Genomic DNA, 24,361 nt, shown 5'->3' on the forward strand with positions numbered 1-24,361 from the left:
TACTGCAGGGGGGACCCTGTGGGAGAGTAGGACGCCGCCGAACAATTTTTAGCCTCAACCCCTGGACCTGGTCCGGGGGTTGAGGCATTTTTGCGTTCACGAACAGGCGCACGACCCCTGTGCATCCCGTCGCCATGGCTGAAGGTAAGGTCAGGGGCATCATCGGCACGTTCCCCCACAGGAGGCCCCCGGGTGGAGGTCCAGGAGACTCGCGTTCAGACGGACCGGGTCCTCACCATCCCCAACATCTTGAGCATGGCTCGCCTTGTGGGCGTGCCGCTCTTCCTGTGGCTGATTCTCCGACCCGTGTTCGGTGGGCCCAACAGCGATGGCTGGGCCTTGCTCGTGCTGATGCTCAGCGGTGTCAGCGACTATCTCGACGGGAAGCTCGCCCGGCGCTGGAACCAGATCAGCAACCTCGGCCGGCTGCTCGACCCTGCCGCCGACCGGCTGTACATCGTTTCCACCCTCATCGGGCTGACCTGGCGCGAGATCCTGCCGCTCTGGCTGACCGCCGCGCTTTTCGCGCGCGAGCTGATGTTGCTCGTGATGGTGGGAATCCTCCGCAGGCACGGCTATCCGCCGCCGCAGGTGAACTTCCTGGGGAAAGCTGCGACTTTCAACCTGATGTACGCCTTCCCCTTGCTGCTGCTCAGTGACGGAACGGGCTGGCTTTCGTCACTCGCCGAAGTTTTCGGGTGGGCCTTCGCCGGATGGGGTACAACTCTGTATTGGTGGGCAGGGATCCTCTACGTGGTCCAGGTCCGTCGACTCGTGAAGGCGGACACCGAGGCCGATTGAGCCCGTCTGTCCTGTGCCGTGCAGTGTCGCCGGCACGAGCGAGGACGCCCGAGGCCCACAGCGCGGGCAGGTGAAGTCGGCTGGACCGTCGTCTCTTCAAGGAGGACGCTTCCGACATGAAGGCCGTCGTGATGGCCGGTGGCGAAGGAACACGACTTCGCCCCATGACCTCGAGCATGCCCAAGCCTCTCCTGCCGGTGGTGAACCGGCCGATCATGGAGCACGTCCTTCGACTGCTCAAGAGGCACGGACTCACCGAGACCGTCGTGACCGTGCAGTTTCTGGCCTCGCTGGTCAGGAACTACTTCGGTGACGGCGAGGAGCTCGGAATGGAGCTCACGTATGCCAACGAGGAGAAACCGCTCGGCACAGCGGGGAGTGTGAAGAACGCCGAGGAGGCATTGAAGGACGATGCCTTCCTCGTGATCTCCGGTGACGCGCTCACCGACTTCGACCTCACCGATCTGATCGCCTTCCACAAGGAGAAGGGCGCTCTGGTCACCGTCTGTCTGACCCGTGTGCCGAATCCACTGGAATTCGGCATCACGATCGTGGACGAGGAGGGGAAGGTCGAGCGGTTCCTGGAGAAGCCGACCTGGGGACAGGTCTTCTCGGACACCGTCAACACGGGCATCTACGTGATGGAGCCCGAGGTCTTCGACTACGTCCAGGCCGACACCTCCGTCGACTGGTCGGGTGACGTCTTCCCTCAGCTCATGAAGGAAGGCAAGCCGATCTACGGCTACGTCGCCGAGGGCTACTGGGAGGACGTCGGCACCCACGAGAGCTACGTCAAGGCGCAGGCCGACGTGCTCGAGGGCAAGGTCCAGGTCGAACTCGACGGGTTCGAGATCTCGCCCGGCGTCTGGGTCGCGGAAGGTGCCGAGGTACACCCCGACGCGGTTCTGCGCGGGCCGCTGTACATCGGTGACTACGCGAAGGTCGAGGCCGGTGCCGAGGTGCGCGAGCACAGCGTCATCGGGTCGAACGTGGTCGTGAAGAGCGGCGCGTTCCTGCACAAGGCCGTCGTCCACGACAACGTCTACATCGGCCAGCAGAGCAATCTGCGCGGCTGTGTCATCGGGAAGAACACCGATGTCATGCGGGCGGCCCGGATCGAGGACGGCGCCGTCATCGGCGACGAGTGTCTCGTGGGCGAAGAATCGATCGTTCAGGGGAACGTACGGGTCTACCCCTTCAAGACCATCGAGGCCGGCGCCTTCGTCAACACGTCCGTCATCTGGGAGTCGCGTGGCCAGGCGCATCTCTTCGGCGCGCGCGGTGTCTCCGGGATCCTGAACGTGGAGATCACGCCCGAGCTGGCCGTGAGGCTGGCGGGGGCGTATGCCACGACGCTGAAGAAGGGCTCCACGGTCACCACCGCGCGTGATCACTCCCGGGGCGCCCGCGCCCTGAAACGGGCCGTGATCTCAGCGCTGCAGGCCAGTGCCATCGACGTGCGCGACCTGGAGAACGTACCGCTGCCGGTCGCACGGCAGCAGACCGCCCGAGGAAGCGCGGGCGGGATCATGCTGCGGACCTCGCCCGGTGTCCCGGACTCCGTGGACATCATGTTCTTCGACGAGCGGGGAGCGGATCTCTCGCAGGCGGGGCAGCGCAAGCTGGACCGGGTCTTCGCACGTCAGGAGTACCGGCGGGCCTTCCCGGGCGAGATCGGGGACCTCTCCTTCCCGGCGAGCGTCTTCGACTCCTACACCGGCTCGCTGCTGCGGAACGTCGACACCTCCGGTGTCGCCGAGGCCGGGCTGAAGGTCGTCGTGGACGCCTCCAACGGCAGCGCGGGGCTCGTTCTGCCGAGCCTCCTCGGCCGCCTCCAGGTGGACGCGCTGACGATCAACCCGGGCCTGGACGAGGCGCGGCCCACGGAGTCGGCGGAGACCCGGCGGGCCGGGCTGGTGCGGCTCGGGGAGATCGTCGCCTCGGCGCGTGCCGCGTTCGGGGTGCGGTTCGACCCGGTGGGCGAGCGGTTGTCGCTCGTCGACGAGCGTGGCCGGATCATCGAGGACGACCGTTCGCTTCTGGTCATGCTCGACCTCGTGGCCGCCGAGCGGCGTTCCGGGCGCGTGGCGCTGCCCGTGACGACCACACGGATCGCCGAGCAGGTCGCCGCGTACCACGGCACGCAGGTGGAGTGGACGACGACCTCACCCGACGATCTGACCCGCGTCGGGCGGGAGGACACCACGATCTTCGGTGGCGACGGCCGGGGCGGGTTCATCGTTCCCGAGTTCTCCAGCGTCTTCGACGGTGCCGCCGCCTTCGTACGGCTCATCGGTCTGGTGGCGCGGACCCAGCTCACGCTGAGCCAGATCGATGCCCGAATCCCGCGGGCGCACGTCCTGAAGCGGGACGTCGCGACGCCGTGGGCCGTGAAGGGGCTCGTCATGCGCCGTGTGGTGGAGGCGGCCGGCGAGCGGTCGGTGGACACCACCGACGGTGTGCGGGTCGTGGAGGCCGACGGGCGCTGGGTCATGGTGCTGCCGGACCCGGCCGAGGCCGTCACTCATCTGTGGGCCGAGGGGCCCGACGACGCGTCCGCGCAGGCGCTCCTCGACGAGTGGGCGGGTGTGGTCGACAGCGCAGGTCAGTAGAGCGCTGGGACGGGTGAGCCGGGTGGTGTCCGTCGGACGCGGCCCGGCTCTCCGGTGGGGCCATTCGGCGGTAGCAGCGCCGACGTGCGACGATGTGCGGCATGTCGCAGCAGCACCCCGTTCGGAGCACAGGAACACCACCCCCGCGCCCGGACGCGTCCATGTCGCTGCTGAACAACGTGATGGACCATGCGCTCGACGACGGGTACGCCGAGGCCTCGGCCCGGCGTGAGGCGGAGGGCGGCGGGCTGCCCCGTACGCTCCGGGCCAAGCTCGGGCTCGCGGCCGGCCTCGTTCTCGCCGCCGCGGTGGTGACCGTGGGCGCCGCCGAGGCGCGGATCTCCGCGCCGGTCGTCGCCAAGGAACGGCAGGAGCTGATCGACCGGATCGACGCGGAGACCGCGGCGGCCGAGAAGCTGGAGCAGGACGTCGAGAAGATCCGTGCCGAGGTCGGTGAGCGGCAGCGCGAGGCGCTCGAGGAGCACGGTGGCGACCAGGCCGAGCTGGTGGCGCTGCTCTCCGGCGCGACGCCGGTGCACGGCCCCGGCGTGAAGCTCGTGGTCGACGACGCCAAGGACACCGAGGAGGGTGGCGGGGGTCCGCGCGAGAGCAGCGGCTTCTCCGACACCGGCCGGGTCCGTGACCGCGACATGCAGCGGGTCGTCAACGGTCTGTGGGAGTCCGGTGCCGAGGCGGTCGCCATCAACGGTCAGCGGCTGACGTCGCTCTCGGCGATCCGGGCCGCCGGTGACGCCATACTGGTCGACAACAAGCCGCTCGTGCCGCCGTACACGGTGCTCGCGGTGGGGGACGGGCAGCGCTTGGCCACCGCGTTCCAGGACAGCGCCGACGGGCAGTACCTGCACGCGCTGCAGGAGAACTTCGGGATCCGCACCAGCATCTCGGCGGAGGCCGATGTGCGTCTGCCGGCCGCGCCGAGCCTGATCGTACGTACAGCAGAGCCGAGGGGAGCCGGGGCCACCAAGCCCACCGGGCGGGCCACGGCCGACACAGGGAAGGGCACATCTTGATCGCCGTACTGGGCCTGATCGTGGGAGTCGTGGTCGGACTGTTCGTCCGTCCCGAGGTTCCGGCGGTGGTCGAGCCCTATCTTCCGATCGCCGTGGTCGCCGCCCTCGACGCGGTCTTCGGCGGCCTCAGGGCCATGCTCGACGGGATCTTCGTCGACAAGGTCTTCGTGGTCTCCTTCCTCTCGAACGTGGTCGTGGCCGCGCTGATCGTCTTCCTCGGCGACAAGCTGGGCGTCGGCGCGCAGCTGTCCACCGGTGTCGTCGTCGTGCTCGGCATCCGGATCTTCTCCAACGCGGCCGCCATCCGGCGGCACGTCTTCCGGGCGTGACACCGATGAGCGACGCGACCAACCCCAAGTCCCCTGAGAACCCGGACGACGACCGGCCGACGCCGGCGGAGCAGGCGACGCCCTCCGAACCCGTCGCCCCCGCGGCGCCCGCCGCCCCCGAGGAGCCGCTGACCGGACGCCAGCGGCTGGCGGCCGGTCTCTGGCCGCCGCGGGTGAGCCGGGCCCAACTGATCGTCGCGGTGCTGCTGTTCGTCCTCGGCCTCGGTCTCGCCATCCAGGTCCGCTCCACCAGCGACAACAGTGCGCTGCGCGGGGCGCGCCAGGAGGACCTGGTCCGCATCCTCGACGAGCTCGACGACCGCACCCAGCGGCTGGAGGACGAGGCGGCGCGTCTGGAGACCCAGCGCTCGGAGCTGGAGTCCAGCTCCGACCAGGCCGAGGAGGCGCGCAAGCAGACCCAGGAGAAGGAGCAGCAGCTCGGCATCCTGGCCGGAACCGTCGCCGCGGAGGGCCCGGGCATCACGCTGACCGTCCGCGGGGCGGCCGCGGCGGTCGAGTCGGACATGCTGCTCGACGCCATCCAGGAGCTGCGCGCGGCCGGCGCCGAGGCGATTCAGGTCAACGACGTACGAGTCGTCGCGGACAGCTACTTCACGGGTAGCGGCACCGATATAGAAATCGATGGAACGAAGGTGGCCGCTCCGTACGTCTTCAAGGTCATCGGCAAGCCCGAGGATCTTGAGCCCGCGCTCAACATCCCTGGTGGCGTCGTGCAGACGTTGGAGAAGGAGCAGGCCACCGCGACCGTGGCCCGGTCCCAGAAGATCGTCGTGGATGCCTTGCGACCTGCGAAGCGGCCTGACTACGCTCAGTCGTCCTCGCAGTGAGGCGGGGGCGCATGGCGGCCGCGCGACAAGGGGAAGACGTTGCGGGGGGTCGCCGCACCACAAGCGTGGTGCGTGGTGGAAACTGTCGGGTGGATACGGACGTTGTGAGGATGTCCGGGTCGGCAGGTGTGTTCATTCAGGGTTCGTCCTGCCCCACGGGCGGGTCTGTTTCGGTCAAGGGGAATCGCCCGTGAGTTTTTTTGCGAAGTTGTTCGGCAAGAGCGCACGCGAGGACGGCGGCAACGCCAAGCACCGCGCGCCGCGCCACGCCCAGAGCGAGGAGCAGGGTGGCGAACGCCCGCTCTTCCGTGACGAGGTCGACGACCACGGCGCGTCGTCTGTTGACCCTGCCGGTGCCGGGCGCATAGGTTTCGGGGAACCATCAACCTCAGGTACGGGTGGAGGGTTCACCCCCGACCCGTATGCGACACAGACCTCCGCGGGTCAGCCGCGGCAGGAGGACGCGTCCATGCCGGTGTGTACGAGGTGCGGTCACCGCAATGCGGCGGACAGCCGTTTCTGCTCCCACTGCGGCACGCCGCTGCGGGGCGGGGCGCCTGTGGAGCGCGCGTCCGAGACGACGTCGACGATCTCGATCTCCGGCCTTGAGGCGTACGACGCCGAGGTCACCGGCCAGACGGCGCTGCCGTCCCTGTCGCCCGAGGCGCAGGCGGCCGTCGAGGCACTGCCGGCCGGATCGGCGCTCCTCGTCGTGCGCCGCGGCCCGAACTCGGGCAGCCGCTTCCTGCTGGACAGCGAGCTGACCACGGCCGGCCGTCACCCGCAGAGCGACATCTTCCTCGACGACTTCACCGTGTCGCGGCGCCATGTGGAGTTCCGGCGGGCGCAGGACGGCAGTTTCACCGTCGCCGACGTCGGCAGCCTCAACGGTACGTACGTCAACCGGGAGCCGATCGACTCGGCGGTTCTGTCCAACGGCGACGAGGTGCAGATCGGCAAGTACCGGCTGGTCTTCCACTCGAGCCAGCGAGGCGTGTGACGCCTCGGGGAAGCCTTCAGGGAAGGTCCATGCTGCGAACACCGACGGGCGGTGCCGGTCACGGCACCGCCACCGCGGGCGACCGGCTGGTGAGCATCGGGACGGTGCTGAACCAGCTGCGTGACGAGTTTCCCGAAGTGACCATCTCGAAGATCCGGTTTCTGGAGGCCGAGGGGCTCGTCGAGCCCCGGCGGACGGCCTCCGGGTACCGGAAGTTCAGCCCGCAGGACGTGGAGCGGCTCGCCCAGATCCTGCGAATGCAGCGCGATCACTATCTTCCGCTGAAGGTGATCCGGGAGCATCTCGACGCCCTCGCCCGGGGTGAGCAGATCAGGCTCCCCGCTCCCAGCCCGCAGCGCGACCTGCTCGACGGGGCGTGGGAGGCGGAGGGCGACCGTCCGACCGCGGCGCGCGTGGGGCGGGCCGAGCTGCTGGCCGCCGCCGAGGTGACCGAGGGGGAGCTCGCGGAGTGGGAGTCGTACGGACTCATCGCCGCGGGACCCGAGGGCGGCTACGACGCCGAGGCTGTCACCGTCGCCCGGCTCGTCGCGGATCTGGGGAGATTCGGTCTGGAACCGAGGCATCTCCGGGCGGTCAAAGCGGCCGCCGACCGGGAGGCCGGACTGGTCGAGCAGGTGGTGGCGCCACTGCGTCGGCACCGTAACCCGCAGACCAGAGCCCATGCGGAGGCCACCGCGAAGGAGCTCGCCGGGCTCTCCGTGCGGCTCCACGCGGCACTGGTCCAGACCGCGCTCGGACTTCGCTTGCAGTGATCTTGTGGGGGCCCGACTACCCAAACCGGTCGGGCACGTCCTAGGGTTGCTGTGTGAACGAGCTCGACGTTGTGGGTGTCCGGGTGGAAATGCCCTCCAACCAACCGATCGTGCTCCTGCGTGAAGTGGGAGGCGATCGGTACCTCCCCATCTGGATCGGACCGGGTGAGGCGACCGCGATCGCCTTCGCCCAGCAGGGGATGGCCCCTGCCAGGCCGCTGACGCACGACCTCTTCAAGGATGTCCTTGAAGCCGTGGGCCAAGAGCTCACCGAGGTCCGCATCACCGATCTCCGTGAAGGTGTCTTCTACGCGGAGCTGGTCTTCGCCAGCGGTGTCGAGGTGAGCGCCAGGCCGTCCGACGCCATAGCGCTGGCCCTTCGCACCGGAACGCCGATCTTCGGCAGTGACGGCGTGCTGGACGACGCCGGTATCGCGATTCCGGACGAGCAGGAGGACGAGGTGGAGAAGTTCCGCGAGTTCCTCGACCAGATCTCCCCCGAGGATTTCGGGTCCAGCAGCCAGTGAGGTCCGGCCGCTGTTCACCGGGTGCCGTCCGGGCATTCGGAAAGCCTTTCCCCGGAGAGGGGCACGGGAAACCACTCTCAGGGTGATTATCACTCGGCGTGCCGAGTGTGGCGATCGTTGACGCACCCCGAGCGACTGCCTACCTTCGTGTGGGCAGGTCAAGGACGGAGGGTCGGCGTGATGAGCAGCGGCGACGGTACGGCAGGGGGCTCCCTCGGGCGCGCGCCCGGGGAGAGCGGTCCGTATCCGCTTCACGGCAGTGTGGGCGACTTCGGGGCGGACACGGGTGCGGGGGCGGCGCCGAACGTCGTCTCCGACGAGGCGGCCGGTACGGACACGGTGGGATACCGCGGTCCGACGGCCTGCGCGGCGGCGGGGATCACCTACCGCCAATTGGACTACTGGGCACGCACCGGGCTCGTCGAGCCGAGCGTGCGGCCGGCGTACGGATCCGGGACGCAGCGGCTGTACAGCTTCCATGACGTCGTCGTACTCAAGATCGTCAAGCGGTTCCTGGACACCGGGGTCGCGCTGCAGAACATCCGGGCCGCCGTCCAGCATCTGCGGGCCCGCGGCTTCCGCGACCTGGAGCGGATGACGCTGATGAGCGACGGGGCCACGGTCTACGAGTGCTCCTCGCCCGACGAGGTCGTGGACCTGCTCCAGGGCGGTCAGGGCGTCTTCGGGATCGCGGTCGGCGTGGTCCGGCGCGATGTGGAGGCGGCGCTCTCCCAGCTGCACGGGGAGCGGATCGACACCGGCGAGACCCTGATCGGTCACAACCCCGGCGACGAGCTCGCGCGCCGGCGGCGGGACCGCGCGGTCTGAGCCGTTCTCCGGCTGTGACGCGTCCGTATGTGCGTGCGGTCGATTGTCAGTGGCGTAGGGCAGCATCGGACGTGTGAGAGCCGCGCCGACGATCCTGCATCTCGACATGGATGCCTTCTTCGCCGCCGCCGAGCAGGCGGCGAAGCCCAGTCTGCGCGGAAAGCCGGTGGTCGTGGGTGGTCTCGGCCCGCGTGGGGTCGTGGCGACCGCCTCGTACGAGGCCCGGCGCTTCGGTGTGCACTCCGCGATGCCGATGGCCCAGGCGCGGCGGCTGGCACCCAACGCGGCCTACCTCGTGCCGCGCTTCGGCTTCTACCGCTCGATCAGCGAGCAGGTCATGGAGCTGCTCGGGCGGCTGTCGCCGCTCGTCGAGCCGCTGAGCCTGGACGAGGCCTTCGTGGACCTGGAGGCCGGGGGAGTGGCCGACGACCGCGCGAGCGCGCTGGAAGCCGGTGAGCGGCTGCGCAGGGACATTCTCGCCACCACGGGGCTGACGGGGTCCGTGGGGCTCGCGGGGTCGAAGATGCTCGCGAAGATCGCCTCCGAGGAGGCGAAGCCGGACGGGCTGGTGCTGATGGAGCCGGGGACCGAGCGGGAGCTGCTGGGGCCGAAGTCGGTGCGGATCCTGCCGGGGGTCGGCCCGGCCACCGGGGAGCATCTGCGGCGGGCCGGGATGACCACGGTCTCCGATCTCGTGGAAGCGGGCGAGGACGAGCTCGTACGGCTGCTGGGGCGGGCGCACGGGACCTCCCTGTACCGAATGGCCCAGGGGCACGACGATCGGCCCGTGGTGGCCGAGAGGGACGCGAAGTCGGTGTCGGTCGAGGACACCTTCGACGTGGACCTGCATGACCGGGTGCGGATCAGGACCGAGGTGGAGCGGCTTGCCGAGCGGTGCGTGGGGCGGCTGCGGGCGTTGGGGCACTCGGGCCGCACGATCGTGCTGAAGGTCCGGCGGTTCGACTTCTCGACGCTCACGCGCTCGGAGACGTTGCGAGGGCCCACGGACGACCCGCTCGTGGTGCGGGAGGCGGCCGGGCGACTCCTGGAGGGCGTGGACACCACCGGTGGCGTGCGGCTGCTCGGCGTGGGGGTGAGCGGCCTCGCCGACTACACGCAGGAGGATCTCTTCGCCCAGGCGGCGGAGCGGGCGGAGGAAGCGGGGGATTCAGGGGGTTCGGGAGGCCCAGGGGGGCCGGAGGGTACAGGGGGCGTGGGGGAGGACGTGCCGGCGCCCGCGGCGGCCCCCGAGCCGGAGGAGCCGCAGGCCGCCGAGCGGAGATGGGCGCCCGGGAACGACGTACGCCATGCGGTGTACGGGGCCGGGTGGGTGCAGGGGAGCGGGGTCGGGCGCGTCACCGTGCGCTTCGAGGAGCCGCAGTCGCCGCCGGGGCGGGTGCGGACGTTTCTCGTCGACGATCCGGAGCTGGAGCCGGGGGAGCCGTTGCCGCTGGTGGGGCGGGAGGGAGGGGAGGCGGCGGTCGCCTAGGGGGTGCGCCCGGCCTTCGGCCGGGCTTGTCGTTCCCGCCCGCACCAGCCGTGCAGATGGCATGGCAGAGGTGCGGGCCTTCCTGTGGGTGGCGCCTCGCCGCCGGCGGGGGCGGGTGGGGCGGTCAGGTGTCCTCCTGGCCTGCCAGGCGGCCGAAGTCGTGGTCCATCGGGGGCGGGGGCGGGAGGGCCAGGCTGTAGTGGCGGTAGAGCTGGAGTTCCTGCTCGGGGGAGAGGTGGCGGCCCACGCCGAAGTCCGGGGCGTCCTTGATCAGGGCGCGTTCGTACGGGATGTGGAGGCCGTCCTCGACCAGTTCGCTCGGCTCCAGCGGGACGAACGCGTCCCGGCTGAAGAGTCCCGTGCGGACCGCCGCCCACTCGGGGACTCCCGTCGCGTCGTCCAGGTACACCTCGTCCACGGTGCCGATCTTGTGTCCGTTGCGGTCGTACGCCTTGCGGCCGATCAGGCTGCGCGGATCGATGTCGGTCTGCACGGTCCCTCCAACAGGTCGCAACTGCTCTACAAGGACTACGAAAGTGCACATCTGGGATGTCGGCCACTTGAGCGACTGGTCCGGGAACGGCGCTGGTAGGCTGGCTGTGGCTGTCGACACCGTGCGGGAGAGTCCTCCGGAGAAACCTTTCGGAGGCGCCGAAGGAGCAAATCCTCCCCGGAATCTCTCAGGCACCTGTACCGCACGGGCGAGGTCACTCTGGAAAGCAGAGCGGAAGTCCGACGGCATCCGCTCTCACCGACGGTGAAAACCGGCGCGCCCCTTCGGCATGCCGGTGAAGCTCTCAGGTTGAGATGACAGAGGGGGAGGCCGTCCGGGTACCCGCGCCGTGGTGCCCCTCGCAGGTCGTGACGACCAGGAGGCCTCCGTACATGTCCGCCCACCGCATTCCGCTCTCCGAGCTCGAACAGGGCATTCCGTTCGAGCAGCGGCACATCGGGCCCGACGCCGAAGCACGGGCCAAGATGCTCGCGCAGGTCGGCTACGGCTCCCTCGACGAGCTCACGGCCGCCGCCGTGCCCGACGTGATCAAGAACGCCGAGGCGCTCGGTCTGCCCGCCGCCCGCACCGAGGCCGAGGTCCTCGCGGAGCTGCGTGAGCTCGCCGACCGCAACCAGGTCCTCGCCCCGATGATCGGCCTGGGCTACTACGGCACCTTCACACCGCCGGTGATCCTCCGCAACGTCATGGAGAACCCGGCCTGGTACACGGCGTACACGCCCTACCAGCCGGAGATCTCGCAGGGCCGCCTGGAGGCGCTCCTCAACTTCCAGACGATGGTCGCCGACCTCACCGGTCTGCCCACCTCCGGCGCCTCCCTCCTCGACGAGAGCACCGCGGCCGCCGAGGCCATGGCGCTCTCCCGCCGTGTCGGCAAGGTCAAGAACGGCGTCTTCCTCATCGACGCCGACACCCTGCCGCAGACCATCGCGGTCATCGAGACGCGCGCCGAGCCGACCGGTGTCGAGGTCGTCGTCGCGGACCTGTCCGAGGGCATCCCCGCCGAGGTCGCCGAGCGCGGCGTCTTCGGCGTGCTCCTCCAGTACCCCGGCGCCTCCGGTGCCGTGCGTGACATCAAGCCGCTCATCGACGCGGCCCACGAGCTCGGCGCGATCGTCACCGTCGCCGCCGACCTGCTCGCGCTGACGCTGCTCACCTCGCCCGGCGCGCTCGGCGCGGACATCGCCGTCGGCACCACCCAGCGCTTCGGCGTCCCGATGGGCTTCGGCGGCCCGCACGCCGGCTACATGGCCGTCCAGGACAAGCACGCCCGCTCGCTGCCCGGCCGCCTCGTCGGCGTCTCCGTCGACGCCGACGGCAACAGGGCCTACCGGCTGGCGCTGCAGACCCGCGAGCAGCACATCCGCCGTGAGAAGGCCACCAGCAACATCTGCACCGCGCAGGTGCTGCTCGCCGTCATGGCCGGCATGTACGCCGTCTACCACGGCCCCGACGGCCTCAAGGGCATCGCGCAGCGCACCCACCGGTACGCGGCCATCCTCGCCGCGGGCCTGAAGGCCGGTGGCGTCGACGTCGTCCACGGAAGCTTCTTCGACACCGTCACCGTCCGGGTGCCCGGCAAGGCCGCCGAGGCCGTCGCCGCCGCCCGTGAGGCCGGCGTCAACCTTTACCTCGTCGACGCCGACCACGTCTCGGTCTCCTGCGACGAGACCACCGGCCGCGCCCAGCTCGACGCCGTGTGGAGCGCCTTCGGCGTCGCGGCCGACATCGAGGCCCTGGACGCCGCCACCGACGACGCGCTGCCCGCCGGGGTGCTCCGCTCCGACGCGTACCTCACCCACCCGGTCTTCCACGCGCACCGCTCCGAGACGTCGATGCTGCGCTACCTGCGCAAGCTCGCCGACCGTGACTACGCGCTCGACCGCGGCATGATCCCGCTCGGCTCCTGCACCATGAAGCTGAACGCGACCACCGAGATGGAGCCCGTGACCTGGCCGGAGTTCGGCCAGATCCACCCCTTCGCCCCGGTCGAGCAGGCACAGGGCTACCTCACGCTCATCACCGAGCTCGAGGAGCGTCTCGCCGAGGTCACCGGCTACGACAAGGTGTCGATCCAGCCCAACGCCGGTTCCCAGGGCGAGCTGGCCGGTCTGCTGGCCGTCCGCGCCTACCACCGCGCCAACGGCGACGAGCAGCGCACCGTCTGCCTCATCCCGTCCTCCGCGCACGGCACCAACGCCGCTTCCGCCGTCATGGCCGGCATGAAGGTCGTCGTCGTCAAGACCGCCGACGACGGCGAGGTCGACGTCGCGGACCTGCGCGCCAAGATCGAGCAGTACCGCGACGAACTGTCCGTGCTGATGATCACCTACCCGTCCACGCACGGTGTGTTCGAGGAGCACGTCGCCGACATCTGCGCCGAGGTCCACGACGCGGGCGGCCAGGTCTACGTCGACGGCGCCAACCTCAACGCGCTGGTCGGTCTGGCCAAGCCTGGCAAGTTCGGCGGCGACGTCTCGCACCTGAACCTGCACAAGACCTTCTGCATCCCGCACGGCGGCGGCGGCCCGGGCGTCGGCCCGGTCGGTGTGCGCGCGCACCTCGCGCCGTACCTCCCGAACCACCCGCTGCAGCCGACCGCGGGCCCGGAGACGGGCGTCGGCCCGATCTCCGCCGCTCCGTGGGGCTCCGCGGGCATCCTGCCGATCTCCTGGTCGTACGTGCGTCTGATGGGTGGCGAGGGCCTCAAGCGCGCCACGCAGGTGGCCGTCCTCGCGGCGAACTACATCGCCAAGCGCCTGGAGCCGCACTACCCGGTGCTCTACACCGGTCCGGCCGGGCTCGTCGCCCACGAGTGCATCGTCGACCTGCGTCCGATCTCCAAGGCGACCGGAGTCAGCGTCGACGACATCGCCAAGCGCCTGATCGACTACGGCTTCCACGCGCCGACGATGTCGTTCCCGGTGGCCGGCACCCTGATGATCGAGCCGACCGAGTCCGAGGACCTGACGGAGCTCGACCGCTTCTGCGACACGATGATCGCGATCCGCGGCGAGATCGAGAAGGTCGCGTCGGGCGAGTGGCCGGCCGGGGACAACCCGCTGGCGAACGCCCCGCACACGGCCGCCGCGCTGGGTGGCGAGTGGAACCACCCGTACACCCGTGACGAGGCGGTCTTCCCGGCCGGTGTCTCGGCTGCGGACAAGTACTGGCCGCCGGTCCGCCGCATCGACGGTGCGTTCGGCGACCGCAACCTCGTCTGCTCCTGCCCCCCGCTGGACGAGTACGACCAGTAGTACCCGCGGCGCGGACATGAGTCAGGGCCGGTTCGGAGAGTTCTCTCCGGGCCGGCCCTTGCGTGTTCCCTCGTACGTGTCGTGCCCGACGCGCCCCGGAGTCAGGCGGCGGTCGTCACCCGGCCCGCCGTCAGCGGGCGGTGCGGTGCGATGATCTGGCCGTCCGGCAGCAGTTCACCGGTGTCCTCGAAGAGCAGGACCCCGTTGCACAGCAGGCTCCAGCCCTGCTCCGGGTGGTGCGCCGTCGGACGGGCCGCCTCCCGGTCGGCGGAGTCGGCGGTGGGACAGGCAGGTTGGTGCTGGCACATGGATGGGTTCTTTCGCTGCGTCGTGGTCTCTGTCGTCCTGCGGCTCGATGCGGTGCTCATGGCCGCCCCCCGTTGTCGGTTCGGTTGGTCCAGTGTTCCGCTACGGAAGGCGATCCGCAGGTATTTCACGGCAGCTCTTCCTACTGCATGAAGACGTATCACCCGCGCGGGCGGTTCAACGTAACTGGGCGGTCTCTTCGGGTGGTTCGGGGTAGCCCCAGTGGGCTAGTCCGTCCGGGTCGGGGTGTTCGAGGGAGCCGTTCGGACACCAGGACGCCCCGCGGCCCGGTCGGGGCCGCGGGGCGTGACGTGTCTCGGCAGAGGTGGTTCAGGCCGGCGCCGGGGTGCCGAACAGTGGTGGGGGAGCCAGTCGCAGGGTGAGGACGGGCAGCAGGTCGGCGACCCGGTGCGGCCGGTGGGCCGCGATGCCGGGCGGTGCCGGGGCGAGCGGGACGAGCAGGTCCGCCGGGTCGGGCGAGGACATCGCTCCGTCGGCGTCCGTGTCGCCGTGCAGCCAGAGCGTCAGCATGTACAGCTCGGGTACGGAGAGCAGTCGCGGCTGGTACACCGTGGGCAGCGACTCGGCCTGGAGCAGGGCGCGTTCGGTGGCCGTGACGTAGGGACCCTCGAAGAAGTGCGAGAAGGACCAGCCGTCGAGGGTGAGCATGGTGTCGGCGGCGGCCACCGCCCGGTCGGTGCCCCGGATCAGGAAGCGCCAGCCGGCCAGCCGCGTACGCGGTGCCTGCCCCGACGGGACGACCTGATCCCGCACGTCGAGGACGTGGAGGGGCAGGGGTGCCTCGGGGCTCAGTGGCCCTTGGGCCGCTCGCAGAGCGGGAGTTCGCGCCTCGCGGACGGCGGTGGGGGAACCGAGGGCCGCGAGGACACTGCGCAGGGCCGGCGCAGGGGCCGGTGAAGGTCGGAGCATGGTGGGTCGCCTCTCACTCAGGAGACACGGTGACGCGTGGGCAGGTACGACGGCGCTGTGGGCTGCCGGGCCGAGGGGGCCATGAAGCCACGGCCGGGCGCCAACACTCTGCCTCGTTCGCGGAGTTTATACGAGACGTGTTCACGCGTTGTTTCCTCTAGCGGTCGCCGATATTGCCGACAAGGCGTCATCCGGCCTTAACGCGGAGGCGATTCATCGTATTTGTGACGCGTGCAGGTCGTCTGCCTGCGAGGACTTCACCGATGCGGACGGCCGGTTATCGACCCCACGTTTTCGTTGAATATGGCCGCGGAATATGTCCTTTGCGGTTGCCCTCGGGACGTGCCGGGTGATTGCGTGACCCAGCCTATCGTTCGACGAAGGGGGCCCGCAGGCGTTATGGATCAATCGGGTGGGCATCATCGTCCGTGACACGCGCGGCCGTCGCCGTGGCCGCCCGATCGGGAGGGAAGCTTCCATGGGGGAGAAGGTCGTGGCAGACGGGTTCGACCTGTCCGATCGGCAGAGATACCGCAGGAAGCTCCAACAGTGCCTGGCGGGGCTGGCGAGGCTCCTGGCGGAGAAGAGGTTCGACCGGCCGCGCAATCTGATGGGCCTGGAGATCGAACTCAATCTCGCGGGCGCCGACGGCATGCCGAGGATGGTGAATGGCGCGGTCCTCGAGCGGATCGCCAGCACGGATTTCCAGACGGAACTGGGAATGTTCAACCTCGAAGTGAACATCGCTCCGCACCGACTCGGCGGCCGCGTTTTCGACCGGCTCGCGGAGGAACTCACGACCGGCCTCGGATATGCCGACCGCAAGGCCCGCGAACTCGACGCGGGCGTGCTCATGATCGGAATTCTGCCCACGCTCGCGCAGGACGACCTCGTCTCCGAGAACATCTCGACCGTCGACCGGTACACCCTGCTCAACGACCAGATCGTCGCCGCCCGCGGCGAGGACTTCACGCTCGACATCCACGGTGTCGAGGAGCTCACCTGCACGGCCACGTCGATCGTGCCGGAAGCGGCCTGCACCTCCGTACAACTGCACCTCCAGGTCACGCCCGCCCGGTTCGCCGCCGTGTGGAACGCGGCCCAGGCCGTGGCGGCGGTCCAGATCGCCGTCGGCGCCAACTCGCCCTTCCTCTTCGGCCGGGAGCTGTGGCGCGAGTCCAGGCCCCCGCTCTTCACCCAGGCCACGGACACCCGGCCGCCCGAGCTCCAGGCGCAGGGGGTGCGGCCGAGGACCTGGTTCGGGGAGCGGTGGGTGGACTCCGTCTACGACCTCTTCGAGGAGAACCTGCGGTACTTCCCGGCCCTGCTGCCGATATGCGACGAGGAGGACCCGCTCCTCGTCCTCGACCAGGGCGGGGTCCCGCGGCTGCAGGAACTCGTGCTGCACAACGGCACGGTCTACCGCTGGAACCGGCCGGTCTACGGCTGGGTCGACGGCGTTCCGCATCTGCGCGTGGAGAACCGGGTGCTGCCGGCCGGTCCGACGGTCACCGACGTCGTCGCCAACGCGGCCTTCTACTACGGACTGGTACGGGCGCTGGCCGAGGACTCCCGGCCGATCTGGAAGCGGCTGCCCTTCGAGGACGCCGCCGCGAACTTCGACACCGCCTGCCGCCACGGCATCGAGGCGGAGCTCCGCTGGCCGCGGCCGGGGCGCTCCGGGGGCGTGGCGACCGTCCCGGCGGTACGCCTCGTCCTCGACGAGCTCCTGCCGCTGGCCGCGGCCGGGCTCGACGCCTGGCACGTCGAACCGGCGGACCGGGACTTCTACCTCGGCGTGATCGAGGAGCGCTGCCGGGGGCGGGTCAACGGCGCGTCCTGGCAGGCCGACACCTTCCACAAGGCGCTGGAGTCCGGCCTCGGCCGGGAGGCGGCGCTGGCGGCCACCACGCGCCGGTACGCCGAGCTGATGCAGGGCGGCGAGCCGGTGCACCGATGGCCCGTGGGGATCGACTAGCGCCTCGGCAGCAGGGCACGCAAGGCACCCGGAGTGGGGGTGCGCAGCCGGCCGGAACGGGGCTCGTCGGCACCTGGAATCAGGGGCGAGCGGGCACCCGGGAAGGGGGCGAGCCGGCATCCGGAACGGCGCGTGCGGCACCCGGAATGGCGCGCGCCCCCGGCCGTCACGCATGATCTCCGTACCCGGAACGCGATGGGGAAGTGGAGAACAGGTGTGGTGTCGGATCAACGAGTGGTGCCCGCTGCCCTTCCGCCCGACGGTCTGCCGCGCCGGATCCTGAGGTCCGAGACGCTGATCGTCCTGGCGCTGTCGCTCGGTGCCAGCGCCCTGTCGTCGCTGATCAGCTTCACCGGCTCGCTGACCAAGCCCGGTGGACTGAAGGAACAGGCGGCGACGCTCAACGGCTCGTACGCGCCCGGGCGCCCCTGGCTGGACCTGGCCTGGCAGCTCTTCGGGATCGCCTCGGCGCTCGTGCCGGTGGTGCTCGTCGCCCATCTGCTGCTGCGCGAGGGCTCGGGAATGCGCGCCATCGGCTTCGACCGGACGCGCCCCTGGCCCGACCTCGGCCGGGGCGCGCTGGTCGCGGCGGGGATCGGAAGCGCCGGACTGGCCTTCTATCTGGTGGCGCGGGGGGCCGGGTTCAATCTGACCGTGGTGCCCGAGTCGCTGCCGGACGTCTGGTGGAAGTACCCGGTACTGATCCTGTCGGCGATCCAGAACTCCGTACTGGAGGAGGTCATCGTCGTCGGCTACCTCCTGCGCCGGCTCGGGCAGTTGGGGTGGTCGCCCATGGCCGCTCTGGTGGCGAGTTCGGTGCTGCGCGGCTCGTACCACCTCTACCAGGGCATCGGCGGCTTCGTCGGGAACGTCGTGATGGGCGTCGTCTTCGTCTACCTCTACCGCCGCTGGGGGCGGGTGGGCCCGCTGGTCGTGGCGCACGCGCTGCTCGACATCGTGGCCTTCGTCGGGTACGGCCTGCTGGCCGGGAGGGTGGACTGGCTGCCCACCGTGTAGGCGGAGAGGTGAAGGGGGGCGTACGGCGACGGCCGTACGCCCCTTTTTCGTCGGCCGGGACCGTTCCTCAGACGTTGAGCTCGCCGTCGACGACGGTGACCGCGTGGCCTGTCAGGAGGGTGCGGTCGCCGCGGAGCCGGGTGCGGACGAGCCCCGTCCGCGCGCCGCCCTGGAGACCGGTGAGGTCGTCGCGGCCGAGGCGGGCGGACCAGAAGGGGGCGAGCGCGGTGTGCGCGCTGCCGGTGACGGGGTCCTCGTCGATGCCGACGCGAGGGAAGAAGCCCCGGGACACGAAGTCGTAGCCCCGGTCGGGGTCTTCGGCCGCGGCGGTGGCGATCACTCCGCGATCGGAGAGGTCAGTGAGGGCCGCGAGGTCGGGCGTCAGGGCGCGGACGGCGGCCTCGTCGCGCAGCTCGACGACGAGGTCGCCGATGTGCGCCGCGGTGTCGTGGACGGAGACGATCTCCGCGCCCAGGGCCTGCTCCAGGCCGTCGGGGGCCGGGACGGGGGTCAGTGACGACGTCGGGAAGTCCATGGTGACGGTGCCGTCGGGCGCCGCCGTGGCGGTGAGGATGCCGCAGCGGGCGGCGAAGCGGACGGTCCCTGTCGCGGCGCCCGTGGTGTGCAGGACGTGGGCGGTGGCCAGCGTGGCGTGCCCGCACATGTCGACCTCGGTGGCCGGCGTGAACCAGCGCAGCGCCCAGTCCGCCTCACCGCCCGGCGGGAGCGGGTGGGCGAAGGCCGTCTCGGAGAGGTTGACCTCGGCGGCCACCTTCTGGAGCCAGTGGTCGTCGGGGAAGGAGTCGAGGAGGAGGACGCCCGCCGGGTTGCCGGAGAAGGGGCGGTCGGTGAACGCGTCGACGATTCGGATCCGCATGGCACGGACCGTATCGGGGCGGCAAAGCGGCAGGCCAAGGCCAATCAGGGACGACTGGACCGTTCGGGTGTTGGCAAACGAACTGTTCCGATATATCGTTGAGGCATCGCGACAGTTCGACGATGTACCCGATGGAAGGAGCGTTGCGATGCGTTCACATGGACACGAACACGGACATGGAGACTGCGGACCCGGCCCTCGTGGTCGGGGAGGACCTCGCGGTGACTTCGAAGGGCGGCGCGCGGCCTTCGGGCAGTTCGGGCCGGGCTTCGGCGGCGGAGGACCGTGGGGCGGAGGCCCCTTCGGGGGCGGCCGGGGTCGCGGAGGCGGCGGCCGGGGACGGGCGCGGCGCGGAGATGTGCGCGCCTCGATCCTCGCGCTGCTGAAGGACCGGCCGATGCACGGCTACGAGATGATCCAGGAGATCGGCGAGCGCAGCGGCGGGGCGTGGAAACCCAGCCCCGGCTCGGTCTATCCGACCCTGCAGCTCCTGGAGGACGAGGGCCTGATCACCAGCGAGAGCGAGGGCGGCAAGAAGCTGTTCACGCTCACCGACGCCGGCCGGACCGAGGCCGAGTCGGGGCCGGAGGCCCCCTGGGAGGAGGCCGGGCGCGGTGTCGACTGGGAGGCGGTCAACGAGATCCGGCAGGCCGGCTTCGGTCTGATGGAGGCGTTCGGCCAGGTCTGGAAGACCGGCAGCGCCGAGCAGCGGCAGAAGGCGGTCGGGGTCATCAACGAAGCCCGTAAGAAGCTCTACCTGATTCTGGCCGACGAGCACTGAGTGCCCGGAAGTGCGAAGGGGTCCCGCGGCGATCGCCGCGGGACCCCTCGTGTCGTCACCGGCGTGTGTCGTCACCGGAGCCCGTCGTCGCCGGGGCGTGTCGTCCCGGCGGCGACGGGCTCCGGGTCGGGGTGTTCGGTGGGTGGGAGGCTCAGGTCACCAGGCCGGCCAGCTTACGGAGGGACTCGTTCAGCGCGGCGGTCGCCGAGTCCTTCAGCTTGCCCGCCATCAGGGAGACGGCCGCGCCCGTGAACTCGCCGTCGATCCGTACCGTGGTGGCATCCCCCTCCGTCGCCAGCGAGTACCGCGTGCCGACGACGACCCCCATCGGGCCCTTGCCCCGGATCGCCAGCACCCGGGTGGTCTCCAGCTCCTCGACCGTCCAGGTCACCTCGGCGGGGAAGCCCATCAGCTTCATGTTCTCCGCGAACGTGGCGCCCGTCTCCAGGGAGGCCGGACCGCCGTTCGGGAAGTTGGTGTGCGTGGCGTTCCACTCGCCGTACGACGAGAAGTCCGTCAGCTGTGCCCAGACCTTCTCGGCCGGCGCCTCGATCCGTGCCTCCGCGCTGACTTCGGCCATGCGACCCACCCCTTCACGCGTTCCGTCCGACTCTGGTGTCGCGGAACGTAGCCGGGCGGCCGTGAACATTCAATACTGATGAACCGTCAGTTCTTCGACGTCGCCGATCCACCAGATCTGCGCCGCGTCGAACCAGTCGGAGGCCCGCGGGCCGCCTCCCTCGTCGTGGCAGTGGAACGCGGCCCAGAAGAGATCGGCAGGCAGCGCCTCCCGCGGTGCGTACACGCGGTAGACGTACTGCCGCCCGTCGAGCGCGAGCAGGGCGACCATCCAGAACATGTCCAGGAGACGAAACGGAAGGGCGCCGTGGTTGCATTCGGGGCGCAAGGCAAGGCGGCGCGCGCCCCTGAGGCAGGAAACGCGCGCAATCTCCTCCTGAAGGAGGAGGAACCGGTCGCGTGTGCCCAACTTCGGTGGGATGCGAACATGCTTCTCGCCGGGGATGCTCCGGCCCCCGGAGGCTGATGAGGTGGGAGAGTGCAAAGCCCTGTCCCTCGTGTGCCTCAGCAGCCCCCGGCCCGCCGCCCGGAAATCCAGCTCGGCCGATTCACCGCCGAACTGGCGACGGTCGTGGCGAGCGCGCGCCGCAGAGCCCTGCGCGACGGCGACCGGCAGATCGACACCGCCCACCTGCTCCACTCCCTCATCGAGTCCGACCCCGAGGTGGGCGAGGCCTTCGAGGGCGGGCCGCCGCAGCTCGCACGCGTACTCGGCTATCTCGTCCAGCGCTCGATCGGTTACGGCCTGCGGTGGCGCGGCTCCGTCGAGGACTCCGGCACCCTGAACGCCGTACGGGACCCGGAGGCGGCGGACGGCTGGTCGCCCGCGGCCGCCGCCGCGATGGACGGCGCGTGGGAGCGGGCCGAACGGCGCGGAGACCAGCGGGCCAGCGGCCTCGATCTCCTCGCCGTCATCGCCTCCGATCCGGAGAGCCGGGCCGTCGAGGTCCTGCGCCGGGCAGGCGTCGATCCCCTCGCTCTGACCGGCCGGATCGGGGAGCTGTCTCAACAGGTGTGACGGGGGTGACGCTCCTGACGCAGTCCTGTCATCATGGCCCGATGTACGCGTCTCAGGGGAGAAGCGCCGGCCTGGGACTCGCCCTGGTGTCGGCCTTCGCATTCGGTGGTTCCGGTGTGGCGGCGAAGCCGCTCATCGAGGCGGGACTCGACCCGCTCCATGTGGTGTGGCTCCGGGTGGTCGGCGCCGCCCTCGTCATGCTGCCGGTGGCCTGGCGCCACCGCGACCTCCTGCGGCGCAAACCCGCACTTCTGGCGGGCTTCGGCCTCCTCGCCGTCGCCGGTGTGCAGGCCTTCTACTTCGCCTCGATCTCCCGGATCCCCGTCGGCGTCGCCCTGCTCGTGGAGTACCTCGCCCCGGCCCTCGTCCTCGGCTGGGTCCGCTTCGTCCAGCGCCGGCCGGTCACCCGCGCCGCCGCGCTCGGCGTCGTCCTCGCGGTCGGCGGTCTCGCCTGTGTGGTCCAGGTCTGGTCCGGACTCAGCTTCGACCTGCTCGGACTCCTGCTCGCCCTCGGCGCGGCCTGCTGCCAGGTCGGCTACTTCGTCCTCTCCGACCAGGGCGGCGACGAGTCCGACCCGGCCGACCCGCTGGGCGTCATCGCGTACGGCCTCCTCTTCGGCGCGCTCGTCCTCACCGTCGTCGCACGGCCGTGGGGCATGGAGTGGTCGGTCCTCGGCGGAACCGCCGACATGAACGGCACCGAGGCGCCCGCCTGGCTGCTCATCGGCTGGATCGTGCTGATCGCCACCGTCCTCGCGTACGTCACCGGTGTCATCTCGGTGCGCCGGCTGTCGCCGCAGGTCGCGGGCGTCGTCGCCTGCCTGGAGGCCGTGGTCGCGACCGTGCTGGCGTGGGTGCTGCTCGGCGAACACCTGGCGGCGCCGCAGATCGTCGGCGGCGCGGTGGTCCTCGTGGGCGCGTTCATCGCCCAGTCGTCCACGCCGAAGGCGGCACCGGCCGCTCCGGTGGCAGGGTCCGAGACCGGGGCAGCGGCCGAGCCCGTGGCCGGGTCCAGGGCCGAGCCGGAGGGTGGTGAAACGGAGTTGTCGGCCGGTCGGACGGCCCCGTAAGGTGCCGATCATGCATTCGACCGTCCTTCCGCCTCCCGCCGCCTAGGCGCGGGCGGCGCTCTCCCTGACGAAGACCGGGCTCGGGCAGTCCCCGAGCGGTTCGTCGCTGCCCGCGTGCGGAGTCGAGCGACCACACCACCCCGTCGTCACACGGAGAAGCACGTGTCGAATTCCTCCTCCACGCCCGCGGCCGTCATGCCTGCCGTCGGACGGAGTCTGCTCTATCTCATCGTCGCCGGAGTCGCCTGGGGCACCGCCGGCGCCGCGGCCTCGCTGATCTTCCTGGTCAGCGACATGGGACCGCTGGCGCTCTCCTTCTGGCGCTGCGTCGGCGGCCTCGCGCTGCTGCTCGGGGCCCTGGCTCTGCGGACCCGGTCCCGTAGGACCGCGGCGGCGGGCCCGCGAGGGGCCGCCGCGACGGTGGAACCGCGCCGGCGCAGGCTGATCCGCATCCTCGGTACGGGCATCGGGCTGACCGTCTTCCAGAGCGCGTACTTCGCGGCGGTCGAGGCGACCGGGCTCGCCGTCGGCACCGTCGTCACCCTCGGCGCGGGCCCCGTCATGATCGCGCTCGGCGCGCGGCTCACCATGGGCGAACGCCTCGGCGGCGGTGGCGCGGCCGCCGTCGGCGGGGCGCTGGCCGGACTGGCCGTGCTGGTGCTCGGCGGCGAGAGCGGCGAGGTGCGGCCGCTGGGCGTGGCGCTCGCCGTGCTCTCGGCGGCCGGGTACGCGGCGATCACCCTGCTCACCCGGTGGCTCGGCCGCGACGGCGGTGGGTCCGACGCCCTGTCGACCACCACCTGGGCCTTCGCCGTCGGCGCGGCAGGGCTGCTCCCGATGGCCGCGGCGGAAGGCCTGTTCCCGCACACCGGGCAGCCCCTGGAGGTGCTCGGACTGCTGGTGTACGTGGCGGCGGTGCCGACCGCGCTCGCCTACGCGCTCTACTTCGCGGGCGCGGCGGTGGTGCGTGCGGCGACCGTCTCCGTGATCATGCTGCTCGAACCGGTGAGCGCGGCGGTGATCGCGGTGACGGTGCTCGGCGAGGAGCTGACCGCCGCGACCGTGCTGGGCACGCTGCTGCTGCTCGTGGCGGTCACGGGGCTCGCCCTCGCGGAGGCCCGCACGGCGACGGCGCGCCGTCGGGAGGCGGTCGCCTAGGGCGCCCCTCTGCGGCGCAGTTGGTGCGCCGCCGCCTCCCGGTCTCCTCGGCCCGCCCGGGTCGTCAGGCCCTCCACGATGCGGTCCTGGACCGGTTCCGGTTTGTGGTTCGCGTACTTGAACTTCGCGCGGACCTCGGTCACGTCGAGGCGCAGCACCCGAAGGCCCGAAAGGAGGCGCCCGAAGGGGGCCTCGCCGGCCGTGACCGGGGCGGTGCCGCCCGACGGCTGGAAGTGCGCGACCTGGCGGTCGAGGAGCCTGGCCTTCTCCGCCGGGTCGTCCACCACGTGCGCCGTGCAGCGCAGTTGGACGGCGGCGTAGAAGGAGGTGGGGGTCCCGCTCTCGGGCGGGGCTCCCTCCGGGGCCGTCCAGGGGCCGGGGACGAAAGCGTAGTCGTCGACCACGCTCAGCAGGACCGTCGGGTTCGCCTCCAGGGCGGGCCAGAGCGGGTTGGGGCGGGCGAGATGGGCGAGCACCTGCCCGTGCGGTCCCGGCTCGGAGTCCGGAAGTGCATCGGCTGCACCCACGGCGGCTCGCCCGCCGGTCCGTTGACCGCGAGCTGGCCGAAGTCGTGGCGGGTCAGCCAGTCGCGCCACTCGGCCGGGTCGTGGGCGGCGTCCCAGGGATGGATCAGCATG

23 protein-coding genes, 1 pseudogene and 1 riboswitch are annotated in these 24,361 nt (G+C 70.7%); of the genes and pseudogenes, 17 read left to right on the forward strand and 7 right to left on the reverse strand.

Annotated features, from left to right (window positions below):
- Window positions 1-192: 192 nt before the first annotated feature.
- The 10 genes from ACF1G2_RS25750 to ACF1G2_RS25795 all read left to right on the forward strand — a co-directional run bounded on the left by ACF1G2_RS25750 (window position 193) and on the right by ACF1G2_RS25795 (window position 10,238).
- On the forward strand, window positions 193-801 hold the full coding sequence (locus tag ACF1G2_RS25750; protein WP_260227174.1) for a CDP-alcohol phosphatidyltransferase family protein: 609 nt from the start codon (window positions 193-195) through the stop codon (window positions 799-801).
- A gap of 116 nt (window positions 802-917) precedes the next feature.
- A complete protein-coding gene (locus ACF1G2_RS25755) occupies window positions 918-3,413 on the forward strand; it encodes a sugar phosphate nucleotidyltransferase (RefSeq protein WP_391800538.1) in 2,496 nt (831 codons plus the stop codon).
- 101 nt (window positions 3,414-3,514) lie between these two features.
- A complete protein-coding gene (locus ACF1G2_RS25760) occupies window positions 3,515-4,444 on the forward strand; it encodes a DUF881 domain-containing protein (protein WP_391800539.1) in 930 nt (309 codons plus the stop codon).
- Window positions 4,441-4,773 (forward strand): small basic family protein, encoded by a 333-nt coding sequence (locus tag ACF1G2_RS25765; protein ID WP_158985233.1) that lies wholly within the window; start codon window positions 4,441-4,443, stop codon window positions 4,771-4,773. The genes ACF1G2_RS25760 and ACF1G2_RS25765 overlap by 4 nt, the downstream gene beginning before the upstream one ends.
- A gap of 5 nt (window positions 4,774-4,778) precedes the next feature.
- Complete coding sequence (locus tag ACF1G2_RS25770) at window positions 4,779-5,621, forward strand: DUF881 domain-containing protein (protein WP_391800540.1); 843 nt, start codon at window positions 4,779-4,781, stop codon at window positions 5,619-5,621.
- Window positions 5,622-5,703: 82 nt separating this feature from the next.
- Entirely contained in the window at window positions 5,704-6,621 is a 918-nt protein-coding gene (locus ACF1G2_RS25775; protein ID WP_391800817.1) for an FHA domain-containing protein, read from the forward strand.
- Between the two features lie 29 nt (window positions 6,622-6,650).
- The gene (locus tag ACF1G2_RS25780; RefSeq protein ID WP_391800541.1) at window positions 6,651-7,394 is read left to right on the forward strand and encodes a MerR family transcriptional regulator; all 744 of its coding nucleotides are present in this window, start codon (window positions 6,651-6,653) and stop codon (window positions 7,392-7,394) included.
- A 53-nt stretch (window positions 7,395-7,447) separates the two neighbouring features.
- Window positions 7,448-7,921 (forward strand): bifunctional nuclease family protein, encoded by a 474-nt coding sequence (locus ACF1G2_RS25785; RefSeq protein WP_158985224.1) that lies wholly within the window; start codon window positions 7,448-7,450, stop codon window positions 7,919-7,921.
- Window positions 7,922-8,101: 180 nt separating this feature from the next.
- Entirely contained in the window at window positions 8,102-8,749 is a 648-nt protein-coding gene (locus tag ACF1G2_RS25790; RefSeq protein WP_391800542.1) for a MerR family transcriptional regulator, read from the forward strand.
- Between the two features lie 73 nt (window positions 8,750-8,822).
- Window positions 8,823-10,238 (forward strand): DNA polymerase IV, encoded by a 1,416-nt coding sequence (locus tag ACF1G2_RS25795; RefSeq protein WP_391800543.1) that lies wholly within the window; start codon window positions 8,823-8,825, stop codon window positions 10,236-10,238.
- Window positions 10,239-10,362: 124 nt separating this feature from the next.
- Here the strand turns inward: ACF1G2_RS25795 and ACF1G2_RS25800 are convergent, their stop codons facing one another.
- Window positions 10,363-10,731, reverse strand: coding sequence for a PRC-barrel domain-containing protein (locus ACF1G2_RS25800; RefSeq protein WP_391800544.1), 369 nt, complete (start codon window positions 10,729-10,731; stop codon window positions 10,363-10,365).
- 114 nt (window positions 10,732-10,845) lie between these two features.
- Window positions 10,846-10,944: riboswitch (glycine riboswitch) on the forward strand.
- Between the two features lie 179 nt (window positions 10,945-11,123).
- Here ACF1G2_RS25800 and gcvP point away from each other — a divergent pair.
- The gene (gcvP, locus tag ACF1G2_RS25805) at window positions 11,124-14,009 is read left to right on the forward strand and encodes an aminomethyl-transferring glycine dehydrogenase (protein ID WP_391800545.1); all 2,886 of its coding nucleotides are present in this window, start codon (window positions 11,124-11,126) and stop codon (window positions 14,007-14,009) included.
- Between the two features lie 101 nt (window positions 14,010-14,110).
- Here gcvP and ACF1G2_RS25810 read toward each other — a convergent pair whose 3' ends face one another.
- Together ACF1G2_RS25810 and ACF1G2_RS25815 are read right to left on the reverse strand one after the other, a co-directional pair.
- On the reverse strand, window positions 14,111-14,317 hold the full coding sequence (locus ACF1G2_RS25810; protein ID WP_308354866.1) for a DUF5999 family protein: 207 nt from the start codon (window positions 14,315-14,317) through the stop codon (window positions 14,111-14,113).
- 328 nt (window positions 14,318-14,645) lie between these two features.
- Window positions 14,646-15,245 carry a hypothetical protein gene (locus ACF1G2_RS25815; protein ID WP_391800546.1) on the reverse strand — a complete coding sequence of 200 codons (600 nt, stop codon included), beginning with the start codon at window positions 15,243-15,245 and terminating at the stop codon, window positions 14,646-14,648.
- Between the two features lie 478 nt (window positions 15,246-15,723).
- Between ACF1G2_RS25815 and ACF1G2_RS25820 the strand changes: the two genes are divergently transcribed.
- Both ACF1G2_RS25820 and ACF1G2_RS25825 read left to right on the forward strand, forming a co-directional pair.
- The gene (locus ACF1G2_RS25820) at window positions 15,724-17,223 is read left to right on the forward strand and encodes a glutamate-cysteine ligase family protein (protein WP_391800547.1); all 1,500 of its coding nucleotides are present in this window, start codon (window positions 15,724-15,726) and stop codon (window positions 17,221-17,223) included.
- A 195-nt stretch (window positions 17,224-17,418) separates the two neighbouring features.
- Window positions 17,419-18,240 carry a CPBP family intramembrane glutamic endopeptidase gene (locus tag ACF1G2_RS25825; RefSeq protein ID WP_391800548.1) on the forward strand — a complete coding sequence of 274 codons (822 nt, stop codon included), beginning with the start codon at window positions 17,419-17,421 and terminating at the stop codon, window positions 18,238-18,240.
- A gap of 67 nt (window positions 18,241-18,307) precedes the next feature.
- Here ACF1G2_RS25825 and ACF1G2_RS25830 read toward each other — a convergent pair whose 3' ends face one another.
- Window positions 18,308-19,117 carry a PhzF family phenazine biosynthesis protein gene (locus ACF1G2_RS25830; RefSeq protein ID WP_391800549.1) on the reverse strand — a complete coding sequence of 270 codons (810 nt, stop codon included), beginning with the start codon at window positions 19,115-19,117 and terminating at the stop codon, window positions 18,308-18,310.
- Window positions 19,118-19,265: 148 nt separating this feature from the next.
- On the opposite strand from ACF1G2_RS25830, the gene ACF1G2_RS25835 reads away from it, so the two are divergent.
- Window positions 19,266-19,898: a PadR family transcriptional regulator gene (locus tag ACF1G2_RS25835; RefSeq protein ID WP_391800550.1), complete on the forward strand. Its 633-nt coding sequence runs from the start codon at window positions 19,266-19,268 to the stop codon at window positions 19,896-19,898.
- Between the two features lie 151 nt (window positions 19,899-20,049).
- On the opposite strand, the gene ACF1G2_RS25840 is transcribed toward ACF1G2_RS25835, so the two are convergent.
- On the reverse strand, window positions 20,050-20,478 hold the full coding sequence (locus tag ACF1G2_RS25840) for an SRPBCC family protein (protein WP_391800551.1): 429 nt from the start codon (window positions 20,476-20,478) through the stop codon (window positions 20,050-20,052).
- A 69-nt stretch (window positions 20,479-20,547) separates the two neighbouring features.
- Window positions 20,548-20,757 carry a hypothetical protein gene (locus ACF1G2_RS25845; protein ID WP_383296361.1) on the reverse strand — a complete coding sequence of 70 codons (210 nt, stop codon included), beginning with the start codon at window positions 20,755-20,757 and terminating at the stop codon, window positions 20,548-20,550.
- Between the two features lie 198 nt (window positions 20,758-20,955).
- Here ACF1G2_RS25845 and ACF1G2_RS25850 point away from each other — a divergent pair, with 198 nt between their 5' ends.
- The 3 genes from ACF1G2_RS25850 to ACF1G2_RS25860 all read left to right on the forward strand — a co-directional run bounded on the left by ACF1G2_RS25850 (window position 20,956) and on the right by ACF1G2_RS25860 (window position 23,723).
- A complete protein-coding gene (locus tag ACF1G2_RS25850) occupies window positions 20,956-21,495 on the forward strand; it encodes a Clp protease N-terminal domain-containing protein (RefSeq protein WP_391800552.1) in 540 nt (179 codons plus the stop codon).
- Between the two features lie 41 nt (window positions 21,496-21,536).
- The gene (locus ACF1G2_RS25855) at window positions 21,537-22,565 is read left to right on the forward strand and encodes a DMT family transporter (protein WP_391800553.1); all 1,029 of its coding nucleotides are present in this window, start codon (window positions 21,537-21,539) and stop codon (window positions 22,563-22,565) included.
- 195 nt (window positions 22,566-22,760) lie between these two features.
- Complete coding sequence (locus tag ACF1G2_RS25860; protein ID WP_391800818.1) at window positions 22,761-23,723, forward strand: DMT family transporter; 963 nt, start codon at window positions 22,761-22,763, stop codon at window positions 23,721-23,723.
- On the opposite strand, the pseudogene ACF1G2_RS25865 reads toward ACF1G2_RS25860, so the two are convergent.
- Window positions 23,720-24,360: pseudogene (locus ACF1G2_RS25865) on the reverse strand (FMN-binding negative transcriptional regulator). The gene ACF1G2_RS25860 and the pseudogene ACF1G2_RS25865 overlap by 4 nt on opposite strands.
- Window position 24,361: the final 1 nt, after the last annotated feature.

The organism is Streptomyces sp. NPDC013457, assembly GCF_043089925.1.
In the GTDB taxonomy this organism is placed as follows: Bacteria; Actinomycetota; Actinomycetes; order Streptomycetales; family Streptomycetaceae; genus Streptomyces.

Excerpts from the sequence above, each read along its gene's own strand:
- gcvP (WP_391800545.1), top strand. The coding sequence starts at position 11,124 with ATGTCCGCCCACCGCATTCCGCTCTCCGAGCTCGAACAGGGCATTCCG.
- ACF1G2_RS25770 (WP_391800540.1), top strand. The coding sequence starts at position 4,779 with ATGAGCGACGCGACCAACCCCAAGTCCCCTGAGAACCCGGACGACGAC.
- ACF1G2_RS25835 (WP_391800550.1), top strand. The coding sequence starts at position 19,266 with ATGCGTTCACATGGACACGAACACGGACATGGAGACTGCGGACCCGGC.
- ACF1G2_RS25780 (WP_391800541.1), top strand. The coding sequence starts at position 6,651 with ATGCTGCGAACACCGACGGGCGGTGCCGGTCACGGCACCGCCACCGCG.
- ACF1G2_RS25840 (WP_391800551.1), bottom strand. The coding sequence starts at position 20,478 with ATGGCCGAAGTCAGCGCGGAGGCACGGATCGAGGCGCCGGCCGAGAAG.
- ACF1G2_RS25830 (WP_391800549.1), bottom strand. The coding sequence starts at position 19,117 with ATGCGGATCCGAATCGTCGACGCGTTCACCGACCGCCCCTTCTCCGGC.
- ACF1G2_RS25820 (WP_391800547.1), top strand. The coding sequence starts at position 15,724 with ATGGGGGAGAAGGTCGTGGCAGACGGGTTCGACCTGTCCGATCGGCAG.
- ACF1G2_RS25860 (WP_391800818.1), top strand. The coding sequence starts at position 22,761 with ATGCCTGCCGTCGGACGGAGTCTGCTCTATCTCATCGTCGCCGGAGTC.
- ACF1G2_RS25815 (WP_391800546.1), bottom strand. The coding sequence starts at position 15,245 with ATGCTCCGACCTTCACCGGCCCCTGCGCCGGCCCTGCGCAGTGTCCTC.
- ACF1G2_RS25810 (WP_308354866.1), bottom strand. The coding sequence starts at position 14,317 with ATGTGCCAGCACCAACCTGCCTGTCCCACCGCCGACTCCGCCGACCGG.
- ACF1G2_RS25845 (WP_383296361.1), bottom strand. The coding sequence starts at position 20,757 with ATGTTCTGGATGGTCGCCCTGCTCGCGCTCGACGGGCGGCAGTACGTC.
- ACF1G2_RS25825 (WP_391800548.1), top strand. The coding sequence starts at position 17,419 with ATGGGGAAGTGGAGAACAGGTGTGGTGTCGGATCAACGAGTGGTGCCC.
- ACF1G2_RS25790 (WP_391800542.1), top strand. The coding sequence starts at position 8,102 with ATGAGCAGCGGCGACGGTACGGCAGGGGGCTCCCTCGGGCGCGCGCCC.
- ACF1G2_RS25855 (WP_391800553.1), top strand. The coding sequence starts at position 21,537 with ATGTACGCGTCTCAGGGGAGAAGCGCCGGCCTGGGACTCGCCCTGGTG.
- ACF1G2_RS25760 (WP_391800539.1), top strand. The coding sequence starts at position 3,515 with ATGTCGCAGCAGCACCCCGTTCGGAGCACAGGAACACCACCCCCGCGC.
- ACF1G2_RS25755 (WP_391800538.1), top strand. The coding sequence starts at position 918 with ATGAAGGCCGTCGTGATGGCCGGTGGCGAAGGAACACGACTTCGCCCC.